At 57.3% G+C, this 22,070-nt stretch carries 22 protein-coding genes and 3 pseudogenes; 13 read left to right on the top strand and 12 right to left on the bottom strand.

Going from position 1 to position 22,070, the window contains the following annotated elements:
- Positions 1-1,515: 1,515 nt before the first annotated feature.
- Together AYK65_RS33170 and AYK65_RS20585 are read left to right on the top strand one after the other, a co-directional pair.
- Positions 1,516-2,181 (top strand): ThiF family adenylyltransferase, encoded by a 666-nt coding sequence (locus AYK65_RS33170; protein WP_244560043.1) that lies wholly within the window; start codon positions 1,516-1,518, stop codon positions 2,179-2,181.
- The gene (locus AYK65_RS20585) at positions 2,169-2,663 is read left to right on the top strand and encodes a Mov34/MPN/PAD-1 family protein (protein WP_081160147.1); all 495 of its coding nucleotides are present in this window, start codon (positions 2,169-2,171) and stop codon (positions 2,661-2,663) included. The genes AYK65_RS33170 and AYK65_RS20585 overlap by 13 nt, the downstream gene beginning before the upstream one ends.
- A gap of 2 nt (positions 2,664-2,665) precedes the next feature.
- Here AYK65_RS20585 and AYK65_RS20580 read toward each other — a convergent pair.
- From AYK65_RS20580 to AYK65_RS20565, 4 genes and pseudogenes are all read right to left on the bottom strand, one after another.
- A pseudogene (locus AYK65_RS20580) lies at positions 2,666-3,036 on the bottom strand (cytochrome B6); the annotation flags it as partial.
- Between the two features lie 466 nt (positions 3,037-3,502).
- Entirely contained in the window at positions 3,503-4,108 is a 606-nt protein-coding gene (locus AYK65_RS20575; RefSeq protein WP_081160144.1) for a hypothetical protein, read from the bottom strand.
- Positions 4,109-4,639: 531 nt separating this feature from the next.
- Positions 4,640-6,181 (bottom strand): class I adenylate-forming enzyme family protein, encoded by a 1,542-nt coding sequence (locus AYK65_RS20570; RefSeq protein ID WP_081160237.1) that lies wholly within the window; start codon positions 6,179-6,181, stop codon positions 4,640-4,642.
- Positions 6,182-6,436: 255 nt separating this feature from the next.
- Positions 6,437-7,834, bottom strand: a complete 1,398-nt coding sequence (locus AYK65_RS20565) for an aminotransferase-like domain-containing protein (protein ID WP_139793272.1) — start codon at positions 7,832-7,834, stop codon at positions 6,437-6,439.
- 743 nt (positions 7,835-8,577) lie between these two features.
- Here AYK65_RS20565 and AYK65_RS20560 point away from each other — a divergent pair.
- The 3 genes from AYK65_RS20560 to AYK65_RS20550 are packed head-to-tail and all read left to right on the top strand — an operon-like array spanning position 8,578 to position 12,165.
- Positions 8,578-10,056, top strand: a complete 1,479-nt coding sequence (locus AYK65_RS20560; RefSeq protein ID WP_081160139.1) for an acetyl-CoA carboxylase biotin carboxylase subunit — start codon at positions 8,578-8,580, stop codon at positions 10,054-10,056.
- Positions 10,053-10,556, top strand: coding sequence for an acyl-CoA carboxylase biotin carboxyl carrier protein subunit (locus tag AYK65_RS20555; RefSeq protein WP_081160137.1), 504 nt, complete (start codon positions 10,053-10,055; stop codon positions 10,554-10,556). Before AYK65_RS20560 ends, AYK65_RS20555 begins: the two co-directional genes overlap by 4 nt.
- A gap of 1 nt (position 10,557) precedes the next feature.
- Positions 10,558-12,165 carry an acyl-CoA carboxylase subunit beta gene (locus tag AYK65_RS20550; protein WP_081160134.1) on the top strand — a complete coding sequence of 536 codons (1,608 nt, stop codon included), beginning with the start codon at positions 10,558-10,560 and terminating at the stop codon, positions 12,163-12,165.
- A 457-nt stretch (positions 12,166-12,622) separates the two neighbouring features.
- On the opposite strand, the gene AYK65_RS20545 is transcribed toward AYK65_RS20550, so the two are convergent.
- From AYK65_RS20545 to AYK65_RS33165, 3 genes are read right to left on the bottom strand one after another with little or no spacing between them, the layout of a single operon-like run.
- Positions 12,623-13,057 (bottom strand): type II toxin-antitoxin system HicB family antitoxin, encoded by a 435-nt coding sequence (locus AYK65_RS20545; RefSeq protein ID WP_081160132.1) that lies wholly within the window; start codon positions 13,055-13,057, stop codon positions 12,623-12,625.
- A gap of 5 nt (positions 13,058-13,062) precedes the next feature.
- Positions 13,063-13,251, bottom strand: coding sequence for a type II toxin-antitoxin system HicA family toxin (locus tag AYK65_RS20540; RefSeq protein WP_081160236.1), 189 nt, complete (start codon positions 13,249-13,251; stop codon positions 13,063-13,065).
- 17 nt (positions 13,252-13,268) lie between these two features.
- On the bottom strand, positions 13,269-13,760 hold the full coding sequence (locus AYK65_RS33165) for a hypothetical protein (protein ID WP_244560056.1): 492 nt from the start codon (positions 13,758-13,760) through the stop codon (positions 13,269-13,271).
- Here AYK65_RS33165 and tnpA point away from each other — a divergent pair.
- The 4 genes and pseudogenes from tnpA to tnpC all read left to right on the top strand — a co-directional run bounded on the left by tnpA (position 13,647) and on the right by tnpC (position 16,058).
- Entirely contained in the window at positions 13,647-14,081 is a 435-nt protein-coding gene (tnpA, locus tag AYK65_RS20535; protein ID WP_244560053.1) for an IS66-like element accessory protein TnpA, read from the top strand. The two genes, AYK65_RS33165 and tnpA, sit on opposite strands and share 114 nt — an antisense overlap.
- Positions 14,062-14,265: pseudogene (gene tnpB, locus AYK65_RS33940) on the top strand (IS66 family insertion sequence element accessory protein TnpB); the annotation flags it as partial. The gene tnpA and the pseudogene tnpB, both read left to right, overlap by 20 nt.
- Before the next feature lie 26 nt (positions 14,266-14,291).
- The gene (locus tag AYK65_RS33160) at positions 14,292-14,414 is read left to right on the top strand and encodes a transposase (protein ID WP_244560042.1); all 123 of its coding nucleotides are present in this window, start codon (positions 14,292-14,294) and stop codon (positions 14,412-14,414) included.
- A gap of 53 nt (positions 14,415-14,467) precedes the next feature.
- A pseudogene (tnpC, locus tag AYK65_RS20525) lies at positions 14,468-16,058 on the top strand (IS66 family transposase).
- Positions 16,059-16,395: 337 nt separating this feature from the next.
- On the opposite strand, the gene AYK65_RS20520 reads toward tnpC, so the two are convergent.
- The 3 genes from AYK65_RS20520 to AYK65_RS31970 all read right to left on the bottom strand — a co-directional run bounded on the left by AYK65_RS20520 (position 16,396) and on the right by AYK65_RS31970 (position 17,820).
- The gene (locus AYK65_RS20520) at positions 16,396-17,115 is read right to left on the bottom strand and encodes a GntR family transcriptional regulator (RefSeq protein ID WP_081160127.1); all 720 of its coding nucleotides are present in this window, start codon (positions 17,113-17,115) and stop codon (positions 16,396-16,398) included.
- Positions 17,116-17,421: 306 nt separating this feature from the next.
- Positions 17,422-17,580 carry a hypothetical protein gene (locus AYK65_RS32540; RefSeq protein WP_172402045.1) on the bottom strand — a complete coding sequence of 53 codons (159 nt, stop codon included), beginning with the start codon at positions 17,578-17,580 and terminating at the stop codon, positions 17,422-17,424.
- Entirely contained in the window at positions 17,581-17,820 is a 240-nt protein-coding gene (locus AYK65_RS31970; protein ID WP_139793271.1) for a hypothetical protein, read from the bottom strand. It abuts the gene before it with no gap.
- Positions 17,821-18,332: 512 nt separating this feature from the next.
- On the opposite strand from AYK65_RS31970, the gene AYK65_RS31965 reads away from it, so the two are divergent.
- Entirely contained in the window at positions 18,333-18,818 is a 486-nt protein-coding gene (locus AYK65_RS31965) for a recombinase family protein (RefSeq protein ID WP_139793270.1), read from the top strand.
- 3 nt (positions 18,819-18,821) lie between these two features.
- On the opposite strand, the gene AYK65_RS20505 is transcribed toward AYK65_RS31965, so the two are convergent.
- Both AYK65_RS20505 and AYK65_RS20500 read right to left on the bottom strand, forming a co-directional pair.
- Positions 18,822-19,172, bottom strand: coding sequence for a hypothetical protein (locus AYK65_RS20505; RefSeq protein ID WP_139793269.1), 351 nt, complete (start codon positions 19,170-19,172; stop codon positions 18,822-18,824).
- Positions 19,169-19,528 carry a TM2 domain-containing protein gene (locus AYK65_RS20500; protein WP_081160120.1) on the bottom strand — a complete coding sequence of 120 codons (360 nt, stop codon included), beginning with the start codon at positions 19,526-19,528 and terminating at the stop codon, positions 19,169-19,171. The genes AYK65_RS20505 and AYK65_RS20500 overlap by 4 nt, the downstream gene beginning before the upstream one ends.
- A 148-nt stretch (positions 19,529-19,676) precedes the next feature.
- On the opposite strand from AYK65_RS20500, the gene AYK65_RS33155 reads away from it, so the two are divergent.
- The 3 genes from AYK65_RS33155 to aepX all read left to right on the top strand — a co-directional run bounded on the left by AYK65_RS33155 (position 19,677) and on the right by aepX (position 22,055).
- Positions 19,677-20,075 (top strand): sunset domain-containing protein, encoded by a 399-nt coding sequence (locus tag AYK65_RS33155; RefSeq protein WP_139793268.1) that lies wholly within the window; start codon positions 19,677-19,679, stop codon positions 20,073-20,075.
- 233 nt (positions 20,076-20,308) lie between these two features.
- The gene (locus AYK65_RS20490; protein WP_244560041.1) at positions 20,309-20,683 is read left to right on the top strand and encodes a hypothetical protein; all 375 of its coding nucleotides are present in this window, start codon (positions 20,309-20,311) and stop codon (positions 20,681-20,683) included.
- 532 nt (positions 20,684-21,215) lie between these two features.
- On the top strand, positions 21,216-22,055 hold the full coding sequence (aepX, locus tag AYK65_RS20485) for a phosphoenolpyruvate mutase (RefSeq protein ID WP_081160225.1): 840 nt from the start codon (positions 21,216-21,218) through the stop codon (positions 22,053-22,055).
- Positions 22,056-22,070 lie beyond the last annotated feature (15 nt).

The following is a 22,070-nucleotide window of genomic DNA, read 5'->3' as shown; positions in this document are numbered from 1 at the left end:
TCAAGGTCCTTGGCCCCGTTAGCAAGTTAATAGAGGACAAGCCGTGACCATCAATATCAAAGACATCAGCGAAAAGGGGCCGCAACACAGTCCTGGGCTCAAAGCTACCAAGCTGAAACGGACGCTCGACATGAATGACGCAATTTTCGACTACGGATACACTAATAAGTTCTTCGCATGGAATACTAACCAGGTATACGCTTCTTAAGCCGTTCTCCGTGCCTGAAGACGCCTAGGCGAACAACACTAAAACTTAGCACCAACCGCAGAAAGAAGGAGCCTCAGATGGCAGGCAAACCTGACAATCCGGGACACGAGCCCGGCAATCCCGATCATCCTGGTCATCCGAACCATCCCGGTCACCCCGGTCGTCCGCCTGGTCCGCCGGATCACCCTGGTCCAAGCGTTCCGCCGAAAGTACCTCCGAAGCACGTTGGTTGAACATGAAGCCATACACCGACTTCGAGCCGCCTCCCGCTCTTGCTGTCACACTGGGAGGGCGCAGGAGGCTGGCGGAACTTCAAAAGCTTCATTCTGTTGCTGGAGAGAGCCTCCTCGTAGATGAAGAGGCGGCTGCTGCTGGAATCCTTCGAATCGAGTTTTCATGGCCATTGAGCGACGGAAGAGCCATTGGGCTGCGAGCAGTTTATCCAGATAGCTTTCCACGCCTGCGCCCCCATGTTTTTCTGACCTGCGATCCCTCCCAATACCCTGAGCGGCACTGTGGACCCGAAGGAGGCCTTTGTCTGCTGGGGCGCGATACCCGCTATTGGCAGGCCAACATGTCATTGGCAGAAATCCTCGACGAAAACCTCGCGCATGTCCTGGACGGCACGGGAGCGGAGGATCCTCAGGGAGAGCCGATCGAGTATTGGTGGAACAACCGCGGCCACGCTAGCGGGAGCTTCGTCCTCGTTGACTCCGAATGGAAGCTCTCGGGCTATGACGAAGGGACTGTCGATGTCCTCGTCACCGCAAGCAGAACAGAAATCGGCCGGACCATCAGGGCTGCGATCTTAAAAGTCAATGCCGGTGACGGTAGCCTTTTGGCGGAACGTGCTGCGCCTCCTCCTGCCGCCATTTTTTCGAATGCCATTTGCGACAGATTCCCTTGGCGGCGCGACGACCAACTTTCTCTACCAACAGGTTCTGCTGAACAGACGGTCGGCAAAGTCGCGTACGGGAAAACATATGTGACATGCGACGGCGCAGATATCCGGCTCTCATTCACGGTCAGCAAGACCGAACTTCAACACAACGAGCATGGAGATGCTTGGGTGTGCGGAATGGCGGTACAGGAGCACATTTCACGTCCAAGTCGACGAGGACCGCGACGTAGAGACACGGTCGCGTCCATCGTGCCTGTTTTTCGGGACGGCGAGATAGACATCGGCTATCGAGTTCCATCGGTCGCGAGTTTGAGAGGCAAACGCATTGCAGTTGTCGGGCTCGGCGCGCTGGGATCACCCGCTGCCGTCGAACTAGCTAGAAACGGCTGCACCTCGCTCCATTTTGATGGACGACGATGTCGTCGAGCCGGGCAACGCGATCCGTTGGGAACTTGGAGCCAGCAGTTGGGGAACGAAGAAGCAGGACGCCTTGAAGCGGTTCATCGAACGGGAATATCCATGGACCTCCGTTCTGGCCGTCCCGCACCGCATTGGATTACCAACCGGAGACACAGATCGGCTGAACGAGTTATTGGACAGCGTCGATCTCGTTGTGGACGCCAGTGCCGCGCCGGGCGTGACCTACCTTCTCGGCGACATCTGCCGGGAGCGTGGCCTTTCGCTCATCTCCGTTTTCGCCTCACCCAACCTGCACGGCGGGGCGGTCGTATTCCATCATCCGGAATCCGGTTGTCCGGTGTGCATGGCGCACGCCAACGAGACCCCGGAAGGAAAGTCGGGGCACATCCCCTATCCGAACGGCATGAATGACGAATCAACGCTCGTTCAGCCACCCGGTTGCTCCGAGCTCACCTTCACCGGAGCTTCATTCGACCTGAAGGAACTGTCCTTGGAGACCGTCCGGATGGCCGTCGATGTCCTGTCCAGCCCGGATGACTGGACGGTATCCGAAGTCCGCACCGTGAATCTGCATAACGTAAAACGTCGTATGCCGCCGAGTTGGCGGATCGATCCACTGGAACGACACTCGGACTGCGGATGCCGAAGCTGATCTGGATACCGGAGTCCGTCGTTGAAGCGATGCTGAAAGACGCGAGCCGTTGGCACGACCTCGAAACAGGCGGGACCTTTATGGGATACTGGTCGGACGAGAATGTCGCGGTAATCACGAAGATGATTGACGGCGGATCGGAAGCGATCCGCACACGCAGCAGCTTTTCCCCGGACCGCGAATGGGAGCAGTCCGAGATCGACCGTCATTATCGCGCGTCAGGCCTTGTCGACACCTACATAGGCGACTGGCACACGCATCCGAACGCCCAGAGCGGCGAACCAAGCTGGACCGACCGTCGCTGCCTCAAAACGATCATCCGCTCTCCAGAAGCGCGTGCGCCCAGACCAGTCATGATCCTCCTATGTGGCGGACCCGAGAACTGGCTGCCCCACGCCTGGGTCGGACAATTAAAACGTCGGGCGTTCCTTTTCGAAGGGGTGGAAACCACCGCGGCCACGATCTCCACCTACAAGACTTAGCTGAACTCGACCGTGTCGGCGAGTGTCATCGGCCGCCCATTGCGCAAATAGGGTGGAGCGTCCTTGATGCCACGCAGTGTCGCAGTGTGAAGGTTTTGATCGGACCATCTGGTGAAATCACGAGATCGTTGGCCGTCTGGCCGATCTTATAGAAGCGCTCGAGCTTCAGGTCGTGCATGTTGTTGTCCATGAAGGCGGTCTGCGGGACGTGGCAAACGGCGCAGCGGCCCTTGCCCATGAACACCAGTTCGCACTCTAACTCCTGCTCGCTCGCCCGGCTTGGATCGAGGCGTGCAGACGCGTCCAGCTTAGCCGCGGGCGGGAAGTCGATAATGTTCTGCATCTGCGCCATCATCGAGACCTGGCTCAGCCGCCGGCAAACTGGATCGTCGCGCACGACCGACAGCAGCTTGCCACTCAATCTCGTGAACTCCTCGCGCAGCTTTCGCCGTGTCGCCACTCAATTATGCCTTAGTGCCCCATTTGATCTTTCGTTCCAAGACGTCGCTTATCACGTGGAGCTTTCATGTATCCGATTCCCTTTCGTCGGCTCCAAGCAAAAAACACCTGCTTGTCCGCAGAGCGTTGACACTAGTTCAGCTGCCGCGCACAAACGCGGCAAAAATGGAGGGCATCCGAATCAAGACACAGCCCCGGTGCGCCCACGCAGAGTGACGTGGACACGCGGATGGTCGGTGTTTCAGTGATCGACAGCGATCCAGTCGAGCTTGGCGCCGGGATCCCTATTCAGCTTTTTAGATGAGCTCGCGGGTGACGCGTTCCAGCTTCCGGCGAATGGCGTCCTACAGCAAGCTCCCTCCGGCGTCGTGGACGCCGGCTCACGAAACGTCGAAACGCTCAAGCATCTTTTTGAGCTGAACGTTCTGCTCATAAAGTTTTTGAGCCAGCAGTTGGCGCAGCTTTTTGATCTCCTCGTCGAGGATTGCCACTTCGTTGAAGAAAGGATCCCGGGAAGAAGAGGGTTGTACGCTTTGCGCTTCATTTGTGGCGACAGCGCTTCGCGCAACCACCTGAGTGCGGGCTCTCTTCGGAGGTTCTCGGCGTGTGGTTTGCGGTTTTCCTTGGAGCTTTTCGCTTTTCTCGCTTTTCGGCGCCGATGCCTTCCCCTCGGTACCCGAATGATTGGTTTCATTGGGCGCAGGGGTTTCAGCCTCTTGAATGTCAATCGGCTGGCTGATTTCCTGCGTGAGATTGGGATGGCTTGTCGGCTTATCCGACAACATCACTTGATTAATCTGGCCGTCTGCATCCTGATCAGGTGTGCTGGAAGCTTCTGTTGGATTATCGGACGGAAGTGCCGACTTGTTTTCCGCTTCGCTTTCGAGACCCTCGGGATCAGCATCATGCGCGATCGAATTCTCTTGCACTTTCGCCGGCCGTCGCCCCGACGACAATTGAACCAGAAATTTCCACGGTGATTTCATAGTGTTCCTACCTCGAAAAACGTGGACTGCGATCCCGCTGCAGCCCTGTACCTTCAAACGCCGTTCGGCCATGCACCATGACGGGCGGCCAGCGAATATCTCCCCTACTCAACATGGACTGAGGGTCATTGTCTCTACAAGAGCCTTTTCGACCCGAAGGGCTTGGTGACGTAGTCGCGGGCGCCGGCTTTGACTCGGGGCACCTGGTCAGCCTCATCAAGGTCCTCACCCCTGGTGATCTGATCGGAAGATTTACCCTGGCGGCAAAATCCCTAACGAGCCGAAGACCATCTTCTCGGCCAAGGCTCAAATCATTGCTAGATCGATCGCTTCGAAAGCCATTTTTGCCGACAGCCTGCTGGGCGTTTTCCACCGCTGGAAGCCCTCGCCTGCGCCCTGGATGCGATCGAGCAGTCTGGCAAGCCTTTGCGAACTGCCGTTGCTCATCCTTCAGCACACGGTTTGGCGCATGTTGAATGGCAGTCCACTGGCAACCGGAAAGGAACCGCAGTTCGCTTGTGGCCCCGATCTTCATTCGCTGCCTTCTTCCTCGCTCGATCGCGCTTCAAGCTCTCTCAAAATCGAGTGCTGAACCTTGCCCAACGCTGTTCGCGGCAGTTCTCTCGTGAAAATGAACTCCCGCGGGACCTTGAAGCGGGCGACCTGCGACTGCACATGCGCTGCCAGTGCTTCCGCTTCGATCCGTGCCCCTGCCCCTGCCCGCCTGACAACATAGGCGACCGGCACCTCCCCCCAGCGCGAATGTGGCCGACCGACAACGGCGCATTCCTGGACATCGGGGTGCTCCCCGAGCACACGCTCGACTTCGGCCGGATAGATATTTTCTCCGCCCGAAATGATGAGGTTCTTTTTGCGATCGCGGACCCAAAAATGGCCGTCGGCATCGCAGTGCCCGATGTCGCCAGTCCGATACCACCCGTCACGCAGTGCCTCGCGGGTCGCTTGTTGATCGCCCCAATATTCACAGAAGACATTCGGGCCACGCACTGCGATTTCGCCTGGGGCACCCGCCGGCAGCTCGTTGCCGGCGTCATCGATGATCATTACGTCGCAGCATAGCCCCGTTAGGCCAGTAGACTCGCGGCGCGAGAGATCACCTCCAAACCTCGTGTAGATGGCGATGGGGCAAGTTTCTGTGGAGCCATAGACCTGCAGGACCGGTACCCCTCGCGCGGTAACGCGTTCGATCAGGGCCTGAGACACGATTGTCGAGCCGGTTGAAACAGCCTTCAAGGAAGACAAGTCGGCGGTCAACCATGCGGCGTGGTCGGTCAATGCCTGGATGGCCGTCGGTACCAATGCCGTCAGCGTTGGCCGATCACGCTCAAATGCAGCAAGTGTCGCGTCTGCCGCAAATCGGGAATGGATAGTGACCGTCGCACCGTGGTGCAAAGCCGGAGTGGTCTGAATGTTAAGCCCGCCCACGTGAAAGAACGGCAATACCGACAACACATGATCTTCCGACGTCAGAGCATGCATGTGCTGACTCATCACCCCGTTCCAGAGCAATGCTTCTTGTCGGAGGACCGCGCCTTTCGGCCGCCCGGTAGTGCCGGAAGTGTAGATGATCAGAAGCGGGCAGCTCAAGTCAGCATGTGAGTTGCGGCTATCGCCGCTGCCTTGGTCTAACAGTTTACTCCATGTGCTCCCGCCAGGCGGCGTGAAATCCAGACCGACGACTGAGGTGTCAGGCAGTGTGTGTGACAGACGCGGCAGAAGCCCGTCAAACGCCTGCTCGACAACCAATACCTTTGCTTCGGCATTGGACAAAATGAAGATCTGCTCAGCCGCCGCGAGGCGCCAATTCAAAGGCAGCATAATTGCGCCAAGTCGCGCACACGCATAGAGAAGAATTAGATACTCGGGCCGGTTCAGGCTGAGGATGGCGACGCGGTCGCCTTTAGTGACTCCGAGCTCTTTGTTCAGGGCGCGCGCGGCTTGCTCGATGCGTCGGCGCAACGCGGCATAGCTCAAGGTCTCGCTCTCGAAATGAATTGCAGGCTTGTTTGGAGCAAACGCCGCATTGCGGTCAATCAGTGTGCAGAGATCCATTGTCACCTATCCTTCTGTCTGGAGCCACATGCGACTTTTCCGACGAGGTTAAGGCCACACAACCCTTGCGAGCGATTGAGGCACGGGTGGTTCTTCGGCTCGGCGAGGTTGTCTTCAACTCCCCCAAAGCAAGGTGTTGGTACGCTCAATTGACATGCCAGATTCGAACACAAGACGTTTGTGGCCAGCCAGGCAATCGGGAGAGAAACAAAAGGAGGCTTAAGCATGCAAACGCCCTTTTTGTTCGGACCCACTTTAAGCATTCATGTTGTCCCCGAGGTCTTTTGCCGTCGCCTTCGTCCCCTGCCCCAGTTGAACTTGAAGGGTGGCAATCTCCCTTAATGCTGCGCTAAGTTCGAGGCGCGTAGGCCCACCCAGGCAAAGGCGAATGCCGCTTTGATCATTTCCGTCTGACAGAGAGACCGCGGGATCGGTGACCATTATCCCGCGTTCGCGGGCTGCGCTGGCGAGTGCGACTGCCGCAGAGTGGCGCATCGACAGAAACATGTGGAACCCGCTGCCGATCCACGCATCGCTTATCGAGGAGAAGATTGAAGCTGCTACCTTGTTGCGAACAGCCGCTTCCGCGCTTGTGGTTCTCGAGATATGTGATGCCACCCCATCCGCTATCCATTTGTGTACGATAAGCCTGGATATTGGAGAGTCAGTTGCACCTTGGGCGCGGAGCACGCGCACTAAGTTGTCCAGCTGATGAGATGGAGCAATCAGAACACCAAGGCGCAGCCCCGGTGTGAACAGCGTCGCGAAGCTGTTTATGTAGTAGGTTCGTTCAGGCGCTAGATCGAGAAAGCAAATGCGATCATGCGCAGCGAAGGATGCGTACACGTCGTCTTCGATTATCAATATGTCTCGGCGCTGGCAAATGACGGCAATGTCCTTGATCCGTGACCGCGACATCGTCCTGCCGGTTGGATTCTGCGCGGTTGGGTTAGTGAACAGCACGAGGCGCTTCTTCCTCGAAGCGACCTCGCATGCGATCCGCTCGAGGGCTTCTGGGAGAAGGCCTTCTGGATCAGTGTCAATTCCGACCAGCTCAATGCCGAGCAAATGTGAAATCCTCACGAGCCCGGGAAACGGCAACTCGTCAGTTGCTAAGCAAATGTCCGGAGCGACCAGTGCGGTCAGCACCGTCGAAAGAGCATGTTGACCGCCATTGCAAAAGATCATGCGTTCGGCGTCGGCCGAGGCGCAATAGTGCTGAAGCCATCCCGCAACCGCCATACGTTGATCGAGGGTTCCCTTTGGGAAGGTGCACGCTCCGTAGGTGTCAGCGTCAATGGTTGTGGCAAGCGAGGCCAACGTCCCGCTCAGCAGTTTCTCCGAGATGACGTTCGGAGGCACATTTAAGCTCAGATCGACCATTTTTCTGGTGGTCAGGATTTTGTTCGTCACGAACATTCCGCGTCCGTGGAAGGATGAGGCAAGGCCTTGGCGCGCCAAGAGCCCGTAGGCCTTTGTCACGGTGCCTAGCCCCACTCCCAGTCGGTAGCTCAGGTCCCTCTGCGCCGGCAGGCGGGATCCGGGAGCGATTTTGCCATTGACCAGATCCTCCGCGATTGCGGCTGCCAGGCGCTGGTACACGGGCTCATCGCCGGATGCGATCCAAGGCTCCCAAGGTGATTTCATCAGCATGCAGATACCCAAAAAAGTGTCACGCGACACAATAAGTGTGGCCTTACAGCCTCTTCCGGTATAGCTTCCGCAGTTCGTTTACAAGTATAGGAGAGTATCATTGAGCTTATACACCGAGGAATCAGACAGTCGTTTGTTGCCAATGGCAGAAAGCGACTCAATTTCAGCCAACACTACTAAGACATCGGTGTAATGCGCAACCTATTTTCGGCTACTAGTCCAAGCACGACTTTCTTCACGACGCGGATGCCGGAATTCGCTGAGGTTATACTAAATAGCTCGATGTCCCGAAGTGGCGATGGTGGAGTGAAATCAGGGGTGGGATCTGTATTCGACTCATTCGATATGTCTCGGGTGCCAGCCCGATGGAGAGAAGGGTCATGCCAACAGGCGCAAGTGAAATACGCATGCGAAATGGCGCCCATGGAACAGGCGCGCTCCGTCTCTGCCGTCCACCCGCCCACCAGAGAGGGCATTACACGAACCGCAAGTGTCGCGCCCAAGTGGGCTCGCTGCTTACGCTATCGAGGGATTGCCGCTGCTCAGCGATGGGCCGGCCGACTTCGGTATGCTGCGGATGACGCTACCCCTGCCATCAAAGCATCGACCACAGAGAGGTTGTGACAACGCGGGATGAATTTCGAACCCGATCCATGGGAGATTTGCAGGCCATTATACGGAGATTGAGAGCACTACGATGGCCCGGAAATCTAGTCTCAGCCCTAAGCTAGACAAATAGGCGAATGCGAAAATTACCCTTTGATACCGTTCTGATCGCCAATAGAGGCGAGGTTGCCGTACGCATCATCAAGACCCTGCGCGAGCTTGAACTGCGCTCCGCAATTGTCTACCACGATCTCGATGCGGGAGCGCCGGCCGTCTCAATGGCCGACATAGCGATTGCCGTAAGCAGTCGCACGCCAGTCGCGGCCTATCTTGATACCGCACAAATCATCGCTGCCGCCCGCGAGGCGAACGTCGGGGCGGTTCACCCAGGCTATGGATTCCTATCAGAGAATGCGGAGTTCGCGAGGGCGGTGGTCGAGTCTGGGTTCGCGTTCGTCGGGCCTACTCCTGAGATCATCCAATTGATGGGCGACAAGATCCGGGCCCGCAACTTCGTTCAGCAGAACGGATTTCCGGTCGTGCCTTCAGCGATCGAAGAAGATGATCCGGCCTCGTTCATCCAGAGGGCGCGATCCATTGGAGGGCCTTTGCTGGTAAAAGCATCGGCCGGCGGCGGCGGCAAGGGCATGCGGGTCGTCCGCGACCTCGACACCTTGGAAGACGCCATTGCGCAGGCACGCAGTGAGGCGCAGCGCTACTTCGAGGATGGCCGGCTCTACATAGAACGATATATCGAAAAGCCACGGCATATCGAAGTGCAGGTGCTCGGCGACTCCTTCGGAAACGTCGTTCATCTGTTCGAGCGGGAGTGCTCGGTCCAGCGCAGATTTCAGAAGGTCATAGAGGAGGCGCCCGCGTCGACGCTTTCCCCGGGGTTGCGCGAGAGAATCTGCGAAACTGCCGTGGGCATCGCTCGCGCCGCTGACTATCGAAATGCCGGCACTGTGGAATTCATCGTTCACGGAGGAGAGTTCTATTTCCTCGAGATGAATACGCGCCTGCAGGTGGAGCATCCCGTCACCGAAATGATCACTGGTATCGATATTGTTGCCGAACAGCTCTATGTCGCCGGCGGCCACGAGCTTAGATTTTCGCAGCCAGGTATCGTGTCGACAGGCCACGCAATCGAAGCGAGAGTGTATGCCGAGGCTCCTGAACGCGGCTTTGCCCCCACGACGGGGAAAATACTGGTGCTCGACTATCCCGGCGGTCCAGGCTTACGGATCGACAGCGGCATCTCGCAAGGTCAGCAAATAACGACAGCCTTTGATTCCCTGTTGGCAAAGGTGATCGTACATTCGAGCACGCGTAATGAGGCTGCGCTAACGGCCGAACGCGCGATGCGGGAGCTGGTGCTCCTCGGCTGCGAAACAAACGCGAGCTTTCTCGCGCGCGTCCTTGCCGACGAACAATTTCTAAGCGGGCAGTTTCATACTGGATATCTCGACGAAAATCAGCAGCTGACCGCTGGCGACTCTCAGTCCGACTTGTCGACCTTCCTGGCAGCCGCCGCTCTCCTGACGCGACCAGTCCGCGATTCGGCAGATGCCGTACCCGAGCTTCACGCCTCTCTCGGCGGCTGGAGAAACGCGTGAACCACGTTTTCGAGCTTGAAGGTGTAGATTATCAGTTGTGGCTTTCACGCTGGCAGCAGGGATATCGCCTCCATTTGGGCGACGAAGTACTTGCATCACTCGATTTCTCCCATCAGGGCGACGGCTGCGGCCTTCTTACCATAGCGGGCGCAAGCGAGCGGGTCAGGTTCGCCATCGATGGTGACGCAATTCATCTGCATATTCGCGGCAGAACGCGCATTCTGCGCTACCGAGATCCATTGTCAGCCCACGCTCTCGTGAACAAGGATGCAGGTCTTCTCGTGGCGCGCGCGCCTATGCCAGGCGTCGTCGTTAAAACGTCGGTTTCGCCTGGCGACGCGATCTCCGCAGGCACGGCGCTGATGGTGATCGAGAGCATGAAGCTGGAAAGCGTCATACGCTCCCCACAGGATGGGGTGGTCGACCGAATTCACTTCAACGAAGGCGAGAGCTTTGAGCATGGCGCGGCACTAGTTACGATCACAGAGGAAGGGCATTGAGATGCAGCGCCTCGCTTCTCTCATCGACGTGAACTCGCAAGAATTTCGCCTCAACGAACTCCACAACAGAAGACTTGCGGCCGAATTAAAGGAGCGCCAGCGTGCGGTCCGTTTAGAGCGTCCCGAGCGCGATCGCGAGCGCCTGCGGCGACAAAACAAGCTCTTTGTTCGTGAACGGGTCGAGGCTCTGCTCGATCCAGAAACTCCTTTCCTCGAACTTTCGACACTGGCTGCGAACGAGGCTTACGACGGAGAGGTGCCAAGCGCAGCACAGGTCGTCGGCATCGGCATCGTCGCGGGACGCGAGGTGATCGTTCACGCTGATGACTCGAGCGTGAAGGGTGGTGCATGGTATCCGTTGTCGGTCAAGAAGATCGTCCGATCCTTGGATATAGCAATCGAAAATCGTTTGCCCGTCGTTCATCTTTGCGACTGCGGCGGTGGATTTCTGCCTCTGCAGGCAGACTTCTTCGCGGATCGCCACCACGCGGGCAGAATCTTCCGAAACCAATCCATTCTCTCGAAGATGGGCGTGCCTCAGGTCGCTCTTGTGATGGGACAGTGCATCGCAGGAGGGGCCTACGTTCCTGCGCTTAGCGAGTACAACGTGATCGTCCAGGGAAGCGGAGCGATATTTCTGGGCGGTCCATCGGTCGTTCAAGTTGCGACTGGCCAGCACGTGTCTGTCGACGAGCTCGGCGGTGCTGACATGCAAACCAGCGTATCGGGAACGGCCGACTATCTCGCGGACTCAGAGATGCACGCGATCGCGATTGCCCGCGACATAGTTGCCCGTTTCAAACGTCCCGAGAAAGCCTCGATCGATCGAGTCGCTCCGGAGCCGCCCGCCTATGATGCGTCGGAACTATACGGCATAATTCCAAGAGACCCTCGAATGCACTTCGATATGCGGGAGATACTCGCGCGCCTGGTCGATGGCAGCAGGTTCCATGAATACCAGCCACGCTACGGCCGATCTCTGGTGTGCGGATTCGCGCGCCTTCATGGATACCAAATCGGTGTTCTGGCGAACAATGGCGTGCTGTTCGACGACAGTGCGCTGAAGGGCGCTCATTTCATCCAGTTATGCGATATGAACCGGACGCCCCTGCTATTCCTGCAGAACATCACGGGGTTCATGGTCGGCAGCGAATACGAGCGGCGTGGCATTACCAAAAACGGCGCCAAGCTACTCATGGCCGTGTCTGGAGCAGCCGTGCCTAAATTCACGGTCATTTGCAACCATTCTCATGGTGCAGGGACCTTCGCTATGGCCGGGCGCGCTTTCGATCCGCGTTTTCTGTTCACATGGCCGCAGGCTCAGATTTCAGCCTTGGGTGCCGATCAAGCGGCGCGAGTGCTGACAGATGTCAAGGCAAAGCAACTCGCGTTCGATGATAGGCGCGTATCGGCGCAGGATTACGAAGCCACCAAACAGTCGGTTTTGGAAGAATATAGGAAGCGATCTAGCGCTTACTACGCAACGTCTGAAATCTGGGACGACGGGATTCTTGATCCTGTCGACACCAGAACCGCGCTCGCAATCGCCGTGAGTGCTTCGCTCAATGCTCCCATCGAGACACCACATTATGGCGTCTTTAGAATGTAGTGTTTACAAACCGGTGAGCACAACATTTCCGGGGATCCTAACACGCCTCGTTCCCGCGCCCTTGGTTATTTCAGCATCCGCTCTGGCTATTCGAACGCCTTTTGCCGGCGCCTGTACGTCCCCTTTGCCGCGATCGCTTCCGTGGCGCACACCGAAGACCAGATCAAGGCGAATGCCGCGGCCGGACGAGCGTATTTCAACCGGCGCAGCATCTTCACCTGAGGGAGCTTTTGGCAAGCGTATCTCTATGGAGAACAGCGAGTAAATCTGGAACCCAGGCGAGTTCCTCCTTCGACACAAGTGGCCAGCAACGGGCTGCTCTCGGACAAGCTCTTACACACCCCTCCGGCGGCGTTTTTATTGCCTATAGGGCAGACACTTCCTCCCAAACGATGAGGTCACACATGGTTCGGGAAACCCTTCCCGTCGCCCTCGAACTCATATTCGGGGTCCACTTCTAAGCCGACAGACGCTCTTCCGCGTAGTTGTAGTCGTCGTTCACCAGCTCGATCTCGTGCTTGGCAGCACGAGCCAAGAACCCCGAGCGCGTTAAGCCATGAGCTTCCGCGAACGCATCGATCTCCTTGAGAACATCTTCGGGAAGCGTAACGTTGACGCGAACAGCCTTCTTGGCTTCGGTCTTCACCGCCACGAGAATTGCCACACCGTCCCTGTTCTCAGGGTCGGCCATAACTGCTTCAAGGGTAGACGGCTCCGGAATCGCTTCACCGTCCTCGACGAGACCTTCGATATGCAAGGACAAGGCCTCTTCAGCCATGGCCCGAGCGTTATCGAGGTCTGTGCCAGCAGTTACGACGCCAGGAAAATCGGGGAAGGAAACACCGTAATCGCTCTCGGCATCCTTGTGGATCAATCCGATATAGTTGCGCATGGTCGTTACCTCAGTCTTAGGCCGGATTGCTTTTCAATGCTCCTAAGGGTGCCTGTTGGCAAATCCCTCTTCGGATGAGGAACGGTGACCCGGCCTGGCTTCTCTGGATGCTTAAATTGAACATGGCTGCCCTTTCTGGCAACCTCGCACCAACCATCCTCCTGCAATGCTGCAATTATGTCGCCGCTCCTCATCACAGCATAGATACACACTAGTGTGTATTAATCAATAACTTGTTGACGGAAATGTTCCTTTCCGGTTTCGCGCCGATTCGGTTTTCGGAAATGACGTTCGCGCGATTCGGTGCGTTACGGGCGGGCAGACCTTGACCTGCCCCGACTTGCCGCCCATGCGACGGTCCACCTCGAATCCTGCCGGTGATCAGGAGCCTGATAGCGTCCGTAAGATCGGTGGAGAACGCGTGAAACTCGTCATCTCGAAAGAAGCCGTGGACAAATCGACGCCTCGGCGACGATCCTGCGTAAGCGCGAATTCCCCGCACCTTTTTCTCTTGAGTATGCTTTGGCATGAGGTGTCCACCAAAATAGGTGGACACCAAGTCGTGGAAGAAGATGATCAAAAACTGCGTGTGAGGCTTGTGGGTCGTGACGGACGACGTCGATATGACCCAGCTTCGAGAGACCGCCTTGTTGCAGCCTGCCTTGAGCCAGGCGTCTCGGTATCGCGCCTTGCGCTTGAACATGGGGTCAACGCCAATCTCCTTCGGAAATGGATAAAGAAGGCCAAGGAGGGCCGTCCTCTGCCGCCGTCTTCAACATCGGCGTTTGTTCCGATTCGGGTCACCACGGATCGCAGCCTGCCAATGCAGAGCAGCGCGTTGGATAGGCCTTCCACGCGTGGTGAAGAGCGGCTGGCAAAATCCGAAAGGAGCGGTCCACTTTCCTTTCCAGCCAAGGTGAGCGCGTCACTGCCGAACGGTGTGACGCTGACACTGGAATGCGGTGATGTGGACGCGTTGGCAGCAATAATCGGAGCGTTGGGTCGTGTTCAGACTGGGCGCTGACCTTCAGGTCTACCTGCATCGCGATCCAATCGACTTTCGGGCTGGCATCAACAGCCTTGCTGTTCTGGTCCAGGAGACAATGGCACTCGATCCATTTGCTCCAGCGGTTTTTGCGTTCTGCAATCGCCGTCGCGACCGGATGAAGCTCTTGTTCTTCGATCGGTCGGGCTTTGTGCTGGTCCTGAAGCGGTTGACCGAGGACAAGTTCCGATGCCCCGCCGCCAAGAGGTGGTCGTCACGCTTACGACCGAGCAGCTGCACTGGATTCTCGACGGCATCGATATCGATGCGATGGTTCGCCATCCGATGCGGCAATATCAGGTTGCTGGCTGAAGGCGGCGAATTCTGCGGTTGACGCGGCGGTACGGTTCAGATTCAAGAATCCGATGAATCGAACGGGCGAACCGAGCATTGCAGAGCTGATGGCGCAGTTGGCGGCAAATGCTGCCGAAATCGCCGCGCTGAAAGCCGAGAAGGAAGCGCTCTCGCAGCGCGTCGTCAAACTCGAGGAAGAGCAGGCGCTTGCACGACGGCATCGTTTTGGACCGCGCAGCGAAAAGCACATTGATCGCATCTTCAATGAAGCCGAACAGGCCGCTGATGAGGATGATGCCGACAGCGAAGAAAGCGATGCCGTCGATCTTCCGGACACTGGGTTACCGTCAGCCGAAAGCGCGACGGGCAAGAAGCGCGGCCGCAGACCACTGCCGGAAAACCTGCCGCGCGAGCGCATCGAATAAGACCTTCCCGACGATCAGAAGGCCTGCCCTTGCTGTCATGGCCAGATGCACCGCATGGGCGAGACCGTTATCGAGCAGCTTCATATCGAGGTGAAGGCAAAGGTCTGACAGAATGTGCGGTTTAAATATGCTTGCCGCCATTGCGACCGCACCGGGATCAATACGCCGATTGTGACCGCGCCGATGCCCGCACAGCCTTTGCCAGGCAGCATCGCCACGGCCTCGACGCTGGCCTTTGCGCTTGTTCACAAATACGTCGACGGCACACCACTCTACCGTCTGGCTCAGACATTCGAACGCGCAGGGGTTCCTGTCAGCCGTGGCGCTCTGGGTCACTGGGTAATCGGATCGAGCGAGAAGCATCTGCATCGCATTTATGACGCATTGAAACTGCGGCTCAGGTCACAGCCCCTCATCCATGGCGACGAAACGACGGTTCAGGTGCTGAAGGAAAACGACAGGGAGGCCACCAGCACATCGTATATGTGGGCCTATCGGAGTGCCGAGGACAGTCACGAGCCGATCGTGCTGCCCGATTATCAGCCGGGCCGCGGCCAGATATACCCGCAGGCCTTCCTCGGCGATTACCGTGGCATAGTGATGAGCGATCGCTACACCGCCTGGCGAACGCTGGAGGGCGCAACCCATCTGGGATGCATGGCCCATTCAAGGCGGCGCTTCGTAGAGGCCTTCAAGGCCAGAAAGAAAGGTGGCGGACCGCCGGAGCAGGCTGCCCGATTCTTCGACCAGCTCTATCGGGTTGAAAGGCAGGCGCGGACCGAAAAACCAGATAACGGTGAAACGCAGGCCGACTGCATTCGCCGCTTTCGCCAGCAACACAACGTCCCCATCCTGAACGCCCTCAAGGAATGGCTCGACGAAATCGCACCGAAGGTCTTGCCTACAGCAAGCTCGGAGATGCCGTATCCTACACTCTGAACCAGTGGGATTATCTGACGCGCTACACCGAAGATGGCAGCATGCCGATCGACAATAATCCTCTGGAGCGTGACATCAGAATCTTTGCCACTGGCCGGAAAAGTTGGCTGTTCAGCGATACCGTCGACGGAGCCAAGGCCAGCGCCGTCATTTACAGCCTGATGTTGACCTGCCGCGCCTGTGGCGTCGAGCCGTTAGCCTGGTTGCGCCATGCCCTTACAGAGTGCCCCAGCGCACCAACGACGCCGATATCGGCGATCTTCTGCCCTTCAACTTCCCTAAAACCACAGCCGCCTGACCGACTCGATGCCTTCGGCTGAAGCGATCGGTCATCCAAGAGACGTCAACGTGCGTGAAAAGAGCGCTTACGATCCTGCAGCGTTGGAGGCATTACGATCTCGGCTAATTCCGGCGCTAGGCGGCGCTGACCGACGAGTCTTGCGCGAGGCTCGTCCGCCGGGCGAGCAAGGACTTGACGGAATTCCGCCATATCAGGTGATGGGCGAAAAGACTTTCGCTCGAAGCAGCCCCTCCTATGGCGCGATCCATGCGCATGGTGGTGAACTTGCGCGCGCTTAAGGCATCTCTCACCAGGACTTGTTCAGGAGCTGCATTCTTCAATATGTAGGACTATCTCACAAACTGCCCGCGCTAAACGAGAGGCCTGCCATCTTCTTCTTGCCTATTTCTTGAATAGCATGCGGTATAGCTCGCTGTTCTAAATCGAGGTGATTCATCAGTGCGGATTTCACGAGGCTCGTTTCCCTGCCAAGCATCGCCATCGCGTCTGTTAGGGTTGCGAGACTTGTTCTGAGGGTAGCGGCATATTCAGACGCGGCCATTTCCATCCGTAAAGGGTGGGAGCAAAAACAGAATTTCTCAACGATCAGACAAGCCTCGCAATTCGATGCTCTTTGACCAATTTCCATGAATGCTGCCTCTGTTCGAATTGCAAGTTCGGCAGCAGACAGTTCATCACAGGGGACAGTGCGATAAACGCGGTCAGCGCTTGTATGGGATAGTGCAAGTGTGAGAGCATTGCGCCCTACGGCATAAGAGTCTAACAGCGCCCACTCGACCAGAGGCAACGTGAAATAGCCCTTCTTGGAAAGGGATAGGACCTTCCCTTCCGCAGCAAGTCGGATAAGTGCTTCACGCAAGGGAGTTCGACCTATATTGAGTTTGGACGCGAGTTCCTTTTCTCTTAAATGTTGGCCTGGCAGGAGTGTACAGCTCCTGAGCAATTGAAGCACCGCGTCGTAAGCTGCTTCAGTTTTTCCGCGCGTTGGGGGGTCGACAGAAAGCTTCTGTATTTCGGTTCCACGACACTCGGCCAACTTTTCGCATAGCCACATCCGATGCTCTCCCGTTCTCAACGTCCTCTAAAACGAGGCCGTCTGCACATGTAAGACACTTCATGGCAGGCTTCTCATAACCAGGTGGGAACAGTCAGATCGCAAGCGGTGAGCGAAAGGAGAGTGTGACCCTCGATCCACCACCATGTGCATCGCTTCCAACGGTGCCGCGTTTCTATTTAAGGCGCACAATTGGGACCAAGCAAGCACCACTTCGATCCGGCGGGGCGGTTGATGTAACCTAACGCGAAGGCCACTCGATCTTTACAAGCTCGCGATCCACACGCCAAAGCTATCAAACACTGGTCAGGTCCTTTTCCGGATAGAGGACTGGGAAACCGGCATCTCGATCACCTTGTTCCGCATGACCGTAAGATCGTTGGCCTCCTTCACGGTGCTCGCGATATCAACAGGAGTCTTCAGCGTGGATACAGCGGTTGTGATCATGCCTATGTCGACGACCATTCAGTGCTTCCTTTCGAAGATTGCATCAGCAGGATTTGATAAACGAGCTTGAGTCGCAAGCTCCGGGGACAACGAGGGTGTGAGAGTTGGAAAGGTGTGGAGAACCTGGGGAAAAACGGTGGCCAGATCTTTGCCGGCTAGCCAAACAAAGCGCCAATTTCGCCCTTCCAGGGATGTGCCGATCGCCGCAATAGCCACCAGCAAGCCGAGGATTGCGATGGCCGCATTTATGTAGGTCATTCGGGCTTCCCTTCGCTCCCGCTGCTCGGCGCGAATTTCCTTCCTCAGGGTGGCCAGACCCTCCACTGTAAGGGCCCAAGAACCAGTCCAAGGCGATTTCTCCCATACGACACCATCTTCCACTTTCGGAGGGACTGGTATGAGGTAGCGGGAGGCTTGCCGAAGCAGCTGTCGAGTCCTGATCTGGTCAATCTCTTCCTGAAGGATCGAATACTCAAACCATGCGCCGTGGCTATGAACAACATACACAGATTGTCCCTCGCGGCTTAGCTTTGCCCACTTCTCCTCATGGTGACGGCGGGACTGCTCAATTTGCGGTTCCACGCGCCAGATTCGGATTTGCTCCCTCAGCCTTCTCAACACGATCTAAAGCGGCTCCTTCAGTTCCCACGCGGGAAAGCGTAGGCGAGCGCATCGTGAGCGTGCAAGACGGGGAGAAACGAAAAACCCCAAATCGCGAGCCGCTTTCTCCAGCATCGTGAGAATATCCAGCAAGGCGGAGGGGAAAAGCCATGCTGCGATATGTCGTCTACACCCGCGTGTCGACCGAGGGCCAGGGCAAGTCCGGGCTCGGTCTCGAGCCTCAGGAGCGGGATATCGGTATCTTCCTCGATCGCTTCAGCGCCGTCCCTTATGAGATCATCGGACGCTTCCAGGATCTCGGCAGCGGCGTCAACAACGGCCGGCCCGGCAACGAAGCGCTGATCATGAAGGCGAAGCTTCCTCGAGGCGAATTCAAACCATGGCTTCAAACGCAATGCGAGGTGGTCGAGACCACGGCGGACGTCTACATGCGTGTTGCCAGGCTCTATGGCGACAATGATGCGATGCTCGACAACGTTCAGGCGACCGGCCTGTTGGTCCTGTCCAAGACCAAGACGCCGGCCGTCGTCCGCGATGCTGTCGAGGCGATCGTCGCGAAAGGTGGCTATGTCACACGGGAGAAGATCGAGGATCTCATTGCAGAACACCACCAGCCGCGGAAGGCTGCTGCATGACGATCACGCTGGATAGGGATTCGCGGCCCCAGGGCAGTAGCGATTAATGATCTTCTGCATCTCCGCGTGCGCCAGCTTCTTCTGTGCGGCGTTCGGTGGCTTGGCGACTTGGCCACCGATCTGGGATGAATAAGGAAAGTCTTTGCTGACCAGAATGTATGTTACGTCGGGCTCTGGCGGGAATTGTGCCTTTTGATAGGCCGCGACTGCATCCAAGAACTTGACATAGAATACCGGGGGGGTGCCGACGATCTCGCCGAATTGTGTATAGGTCAGACGCAATGTGCGTCGCTCTGCGGCGCTCACTAGCTCGTCTCGCAACCGTTTCGCTACTCCGGTCAGTTTTTTCGTCATTGTCGGCGTCCCGATCGCTCGGCGACCAGGAGGCGTTCTGCGTACATCTGCTTGCCAAGGCTGTTCCGCACTTCCTCCTTCTGCTGCCGGATCATGCCAGGAATGAGGAACGCGTCGACGAGCATCCAAATGACGGCCGGCACCAGGAAGACCGTTCCGACACCCAAGGGCGAGAGCAAGACACCCACGACCATAAGCGCCAATATCGCCAGCCCTGACCCGATCCGGCCGATATAGAGTCGGTGAGCTCCCAGGCCGCCGAAGAAGAGCCAAAGCAGATAGGCCACCCCCATGGATTTTGCTTCGTTGGTGACGCGTTGCTCAATGAGGATTTGCTCTGCGGTGGAAAGATCCATGGATTGCCCCCCCTACTCACAACCAAGTCTTGAAGCGTCGCACGGCGCCGGTTGCAGTCAAGGATTAGGGCACCGCCCAAACGGAGTATTTGATTTCATTGCGAGTTCAGACATTGTGGGAAGAGTGTTGAGGAGGGGCGGGTCTTCCATGGCTTTCCTGGGTGATGTTCTCGACCAAGCGACGGTTCTCAGTCTGCTAGCCGGCATCCTGGTTGGGGTGCCGGTCTTCTTTACCGTGTCAGGCCTCATTCGCCGTGGTCGACCACCGGCTATGCCGCAGGGATCACGACCGCGCAGGAAGAGCAGTCGCATTCCCCGCATCGCGATTCCCGCAGCAATTGCTCTCTTTGGCGTTTCTGAATACGTGCCGCTGATCCCCGGTTGCGACATCAAGGGCAACATCAGCCAAAACACTGGAGAGCGGATCTACCACGTCGCAGGACAGGAATATTACAGCCAGACGCGCGTCAGTTACTTCGACGGGGAGCGATGGTTCTGCTCCGAGGAGGCAGCTCGCGAAGCCGGATGGCGCAAGGCATACAACTAGGCTCGCAGCGCGATCCAACAAAAAAGGCCGGGGCAAGCCCGACCTTCTCGTTGTCCCCCCATACGGATGCCAGCACATCCGTGGTCAACGGCACTGGTTGGGGGACCATGTGCCCAAGTACGCGCTGATCGAATTTAATCAAACCGGAAACGCTGAGGTCGAGTCAATACGACCCGCGGCTTTAGCCTTTTGTTTTCCGTTCGTTGATACCCTCGGGCGCATTTGGAGGGGCAATGAAAAGCAAAATCGCTGCATCAGCGTTTCTGATGACGCTCGCAATTTCCTCGCTGGCTAGCTCGGGCGCATGGGCCTATTGCTCAGAGCCGCGCGCTCCATCCTGTGCCGATGGTTATGGAAGCTTCCAAGACGAATGGGAGTTTAACAGCTGCAAGAGCGACATGGAGACATACAAGTCGGAAATCGAAGACTTCATCAGTTGCAAGCAGCGAGAAGTCGATGAAGCCAATGAGGCCGCTCGGAAAGCTGCGGAAGAGGCCGAGGATGTTGCCAGACGAGCGCGCAACGCGGTTGAACAGGCCACATCCGACTACAACGATGCGGTAAGAGATTTCAACACGAGAGCCAGTAACTACACTGACCACCCATGAGCGTCCCCACAGCGGGAAAACGCTTCGGCAGGTCTTTCCCGGTGTCTTTTGCCGGCACGATGCCGGGACGGTGGATATCGGCCTCCTACACGGATGCAAGCCTTTCCATTCATCATCCGTCAACATCACGACCAGGCGCTTATCGCGCTTCAAGTGTGCCGGCACGGGCGGCCTACCCAGCGCGTGGTCATTCGCCTGAGCATCGGTCACGGCGGAGGAACCTTGGCTGCGCAGGTTGCCCTGGTCCACCTGCGAAAGTGGGTTCCAGCCTGCATATAGGCGCCTTTGTCCGATATATTTGTTGAAATATTCTTGGATATACCAAGACATTCCGCGTGTCGTATATAATAACTTTCTTGATATTCGTTAATATGGCCCGAAAAATATTATGACCCTGAGTTTTTGCTATTGCTATACTCTACAAACACATTCATTCTGAGTTTTCATCAGGAGGAATGCAGTGAACCAGACCGTTTACATTCCCAAACCGGTAGGTCCTCTTGAGGATCCGACGACAACGCTTCTCGAGTTGATGCTGTCGAGTGACCTCACGTTTCTCATGGAGGCGCATGACGGAATTTCGTCGGCGATCGCCGCACAGGCGGGCTTCAAAGGCCTTTGGGCTTCCGGCCTTTCGATCTCGTCGGCGCTCGGTTATCGCGATGCGAACGAGGCGAGCTGGACCGACCTGGTTGGCGTTGTGGAACGGATGGCCGATGCAAGCGGGCTACCAATCCTTGTCGACGGCGATACCGGCTTCGGCAATTTCAACAATGCGCGCCTGCTGGCGACGAAACTCCTGCAGCGCGGCGCCGCCGGCGTCTGCCTGGAAGACAAGACGTTTCCAAAGATGAACTCCTTCGTCGGCAGCCGCCATCCGCTCGCCGATGTGAGCGAGTTCTCCGGGCGACTGAAGGCGGTGAAAGATGCGACCGGGAACGATCTCGTTCTAGTCGCCCGGATTGAGGCGCTGATCGCCGGCTATGGCCTCGACGAGGCGCTGCTGCGCGCGGACGCCTACGCGGACGCTGGCGCGGATGCGGTTCTGATCCATTCGGGCAAGAGCGATGCTCACGAAATCCTGGCCTTCGCGCAGCAATGGAACCAGCTGCCGATCGTAATCGTGCCGACGAAGTATTACCGTACGCCGGTCGATACTTACCGGAAGGCAGCCATCTCGACGGTGATCTGGGCCAATCATGCGATGCGCGCTGCGGTCGCCAGTATGCGTGCAGTCTGCGGTCGCATAGTCGCCGAGGAGAGCATTGCCGGGATTGAGCCTGAGGTCGCCACGCTCGACGAGGTGTTAGATCTCCTGCGTTATGACGAATTGGCATCGGCCGAGGATCGCTATCTGCCAAAGCCTGGGTGACGGCGCTGGCGGACG

The organism is Ensifer aridi (genome assembly GCF_002078505.1).
Taxonomy (GTDB): Bacteria; Pseudomonadota; Alphaproteobacteria; order Rhizobiales; family Rhizobiaceae; genus Sinorhizobium; species Sinorhizobium aridi.
This window is presented reverse-complemented; position numbering and strand designations above follow the sequence as displayed.

Coding starts and splice junctions, on each gene's coding strand:
- aepX (WP_081160225.1), top strand. CDS start 21,216: ATGCTGTCGAGTGACCTCACGTTTCTCATGGAGGCGCATGACGGAATT.
- AYK65_RS20550 (WP_081160134.1), top strand. CDS start 10,558: ATGCAGCGCCTCGCTTCTCTCATCGACGTGAACTCGCAAGAATTTCGC.
- AYK65_RS20505 (WP_139793269.1), bottom strand. CDS start 19,172: ATGACGAAAAAACTGACCGGAGTAGCGAAACGGTTGCGAGACGAGCTA.
- AYK65_RS20500 (WP_081160120.1), bottom strand. CDS start 19,528: ATGGATCTTTCCACCGCAGAGCAAATCCTCATTGAGCAACGCGTCACC.
- AYK65_RS20585 (WP_081160147.1), top strand. CDS start 2,169: ATGCCGAAGCTGATCTGGATACCGGAGTCCGTCGTTGAAGCGATGCTG.
- AYK65_RS33155 (WP_139793268.1), top strand. CDS start 19,677: ATGGCTTTCCTGGGTGATGTTCTCGACCAAGCGACGGTTCTCAGTCTG.
- AYK65_RS20520 (WP_081160127.1), bottom strand. CDS start 17,115: ATGTGGCTATGCGAAAAGTTGGCCGAGTGTCGTGGAACCGAAATACAG.
- AYK65_RS33170 (WP_244560043.1), top strand. CDS start 1,516: ATGGACGACGATGTCGTCGAGCCGGGCAACGCGATCCGTTGGGAACTT.
- AYK65_RS20565 (WP_139793272.1), bottom strand. CDS start 7,834: ATGCTGATGAAATCACCTTGGGAGCCTTGGATCGCATCCGGCGATGAG.
- AYK65_RS31970 (WP_139793271.1), bottom strand. CDS start 17,820: ATGACCTACATAAATGCGGCCATCGCAATCCTCGGCTTGCTGGTGGCT.
- AYK65_RS20545 (WP_081160132.1), bottom strand. CDS start 13,057: ATGCGCAACTATATCGGATTGATCCACAAGGATGCCGAGAGCGATTAC.
- AYK65_RS20540 (WP_081160236.1), bottom strand. CDS start 13,251: ATGAGGAGCGGCGACATAATTGCAGCATTGCAGGAGGATGGTTGGTGC.
- AYK65_RS20575 (WP_081160144.1), bottom strand. CDS start 4,108: ATGAAATCACCGTGGAAATTTCTGGTTCAATTGTCGTCGGGGCGACGG.
- AYK65_RS20570 (WP_081160237.1), bottom strand. CDS start 6,181: ATGGATCTCTGCACACTGATTGACCGCAATGCGGCGTTTGCTCCAAAC.
- AYK65_RS31965 (WP_139793270.1), top strand. CDS start 18,333: ATGCTGCGATATGTCGTCTACACCCGCGTGTCGACCGAGGGCCAGGGC.
- AYK65_RS32540 (WP_172402045.1), bottom strand. CDS start 17,580: ATGGTCGTCGACATAGGCATGATCACAACCGCTGTATCCACGCTGAAG.
- AYK65_RS33160 (WP_244560042.1), top strand. CDS start 14,292: ATGCCCCGCCGCCAAGAGGTGGTCGTCACGCTTACGACCGAGCAGCTG.
- AYK65_RS20490 (WP_244560041.1), top strand. CDS start 20,309: ATGAAAAGCAAAATCGCTGCATCAGCGTTTCTGATGACGCTCGCAATT.
- AYK65_RS33165 (WP_244560056.1), bottom strand. CDS start 13,760: ATGTTCAAGCGCAAGGCGCGATACCGAGACGCCTGGCTCAAGGCAGGC.
- AYK65_RS20560 (WP_081160139.1), top strand. CDS start 8,578: ATGCGAAAATTACCCTTTGATACCGTTCTGATCGCCAATAGAGGCGAG.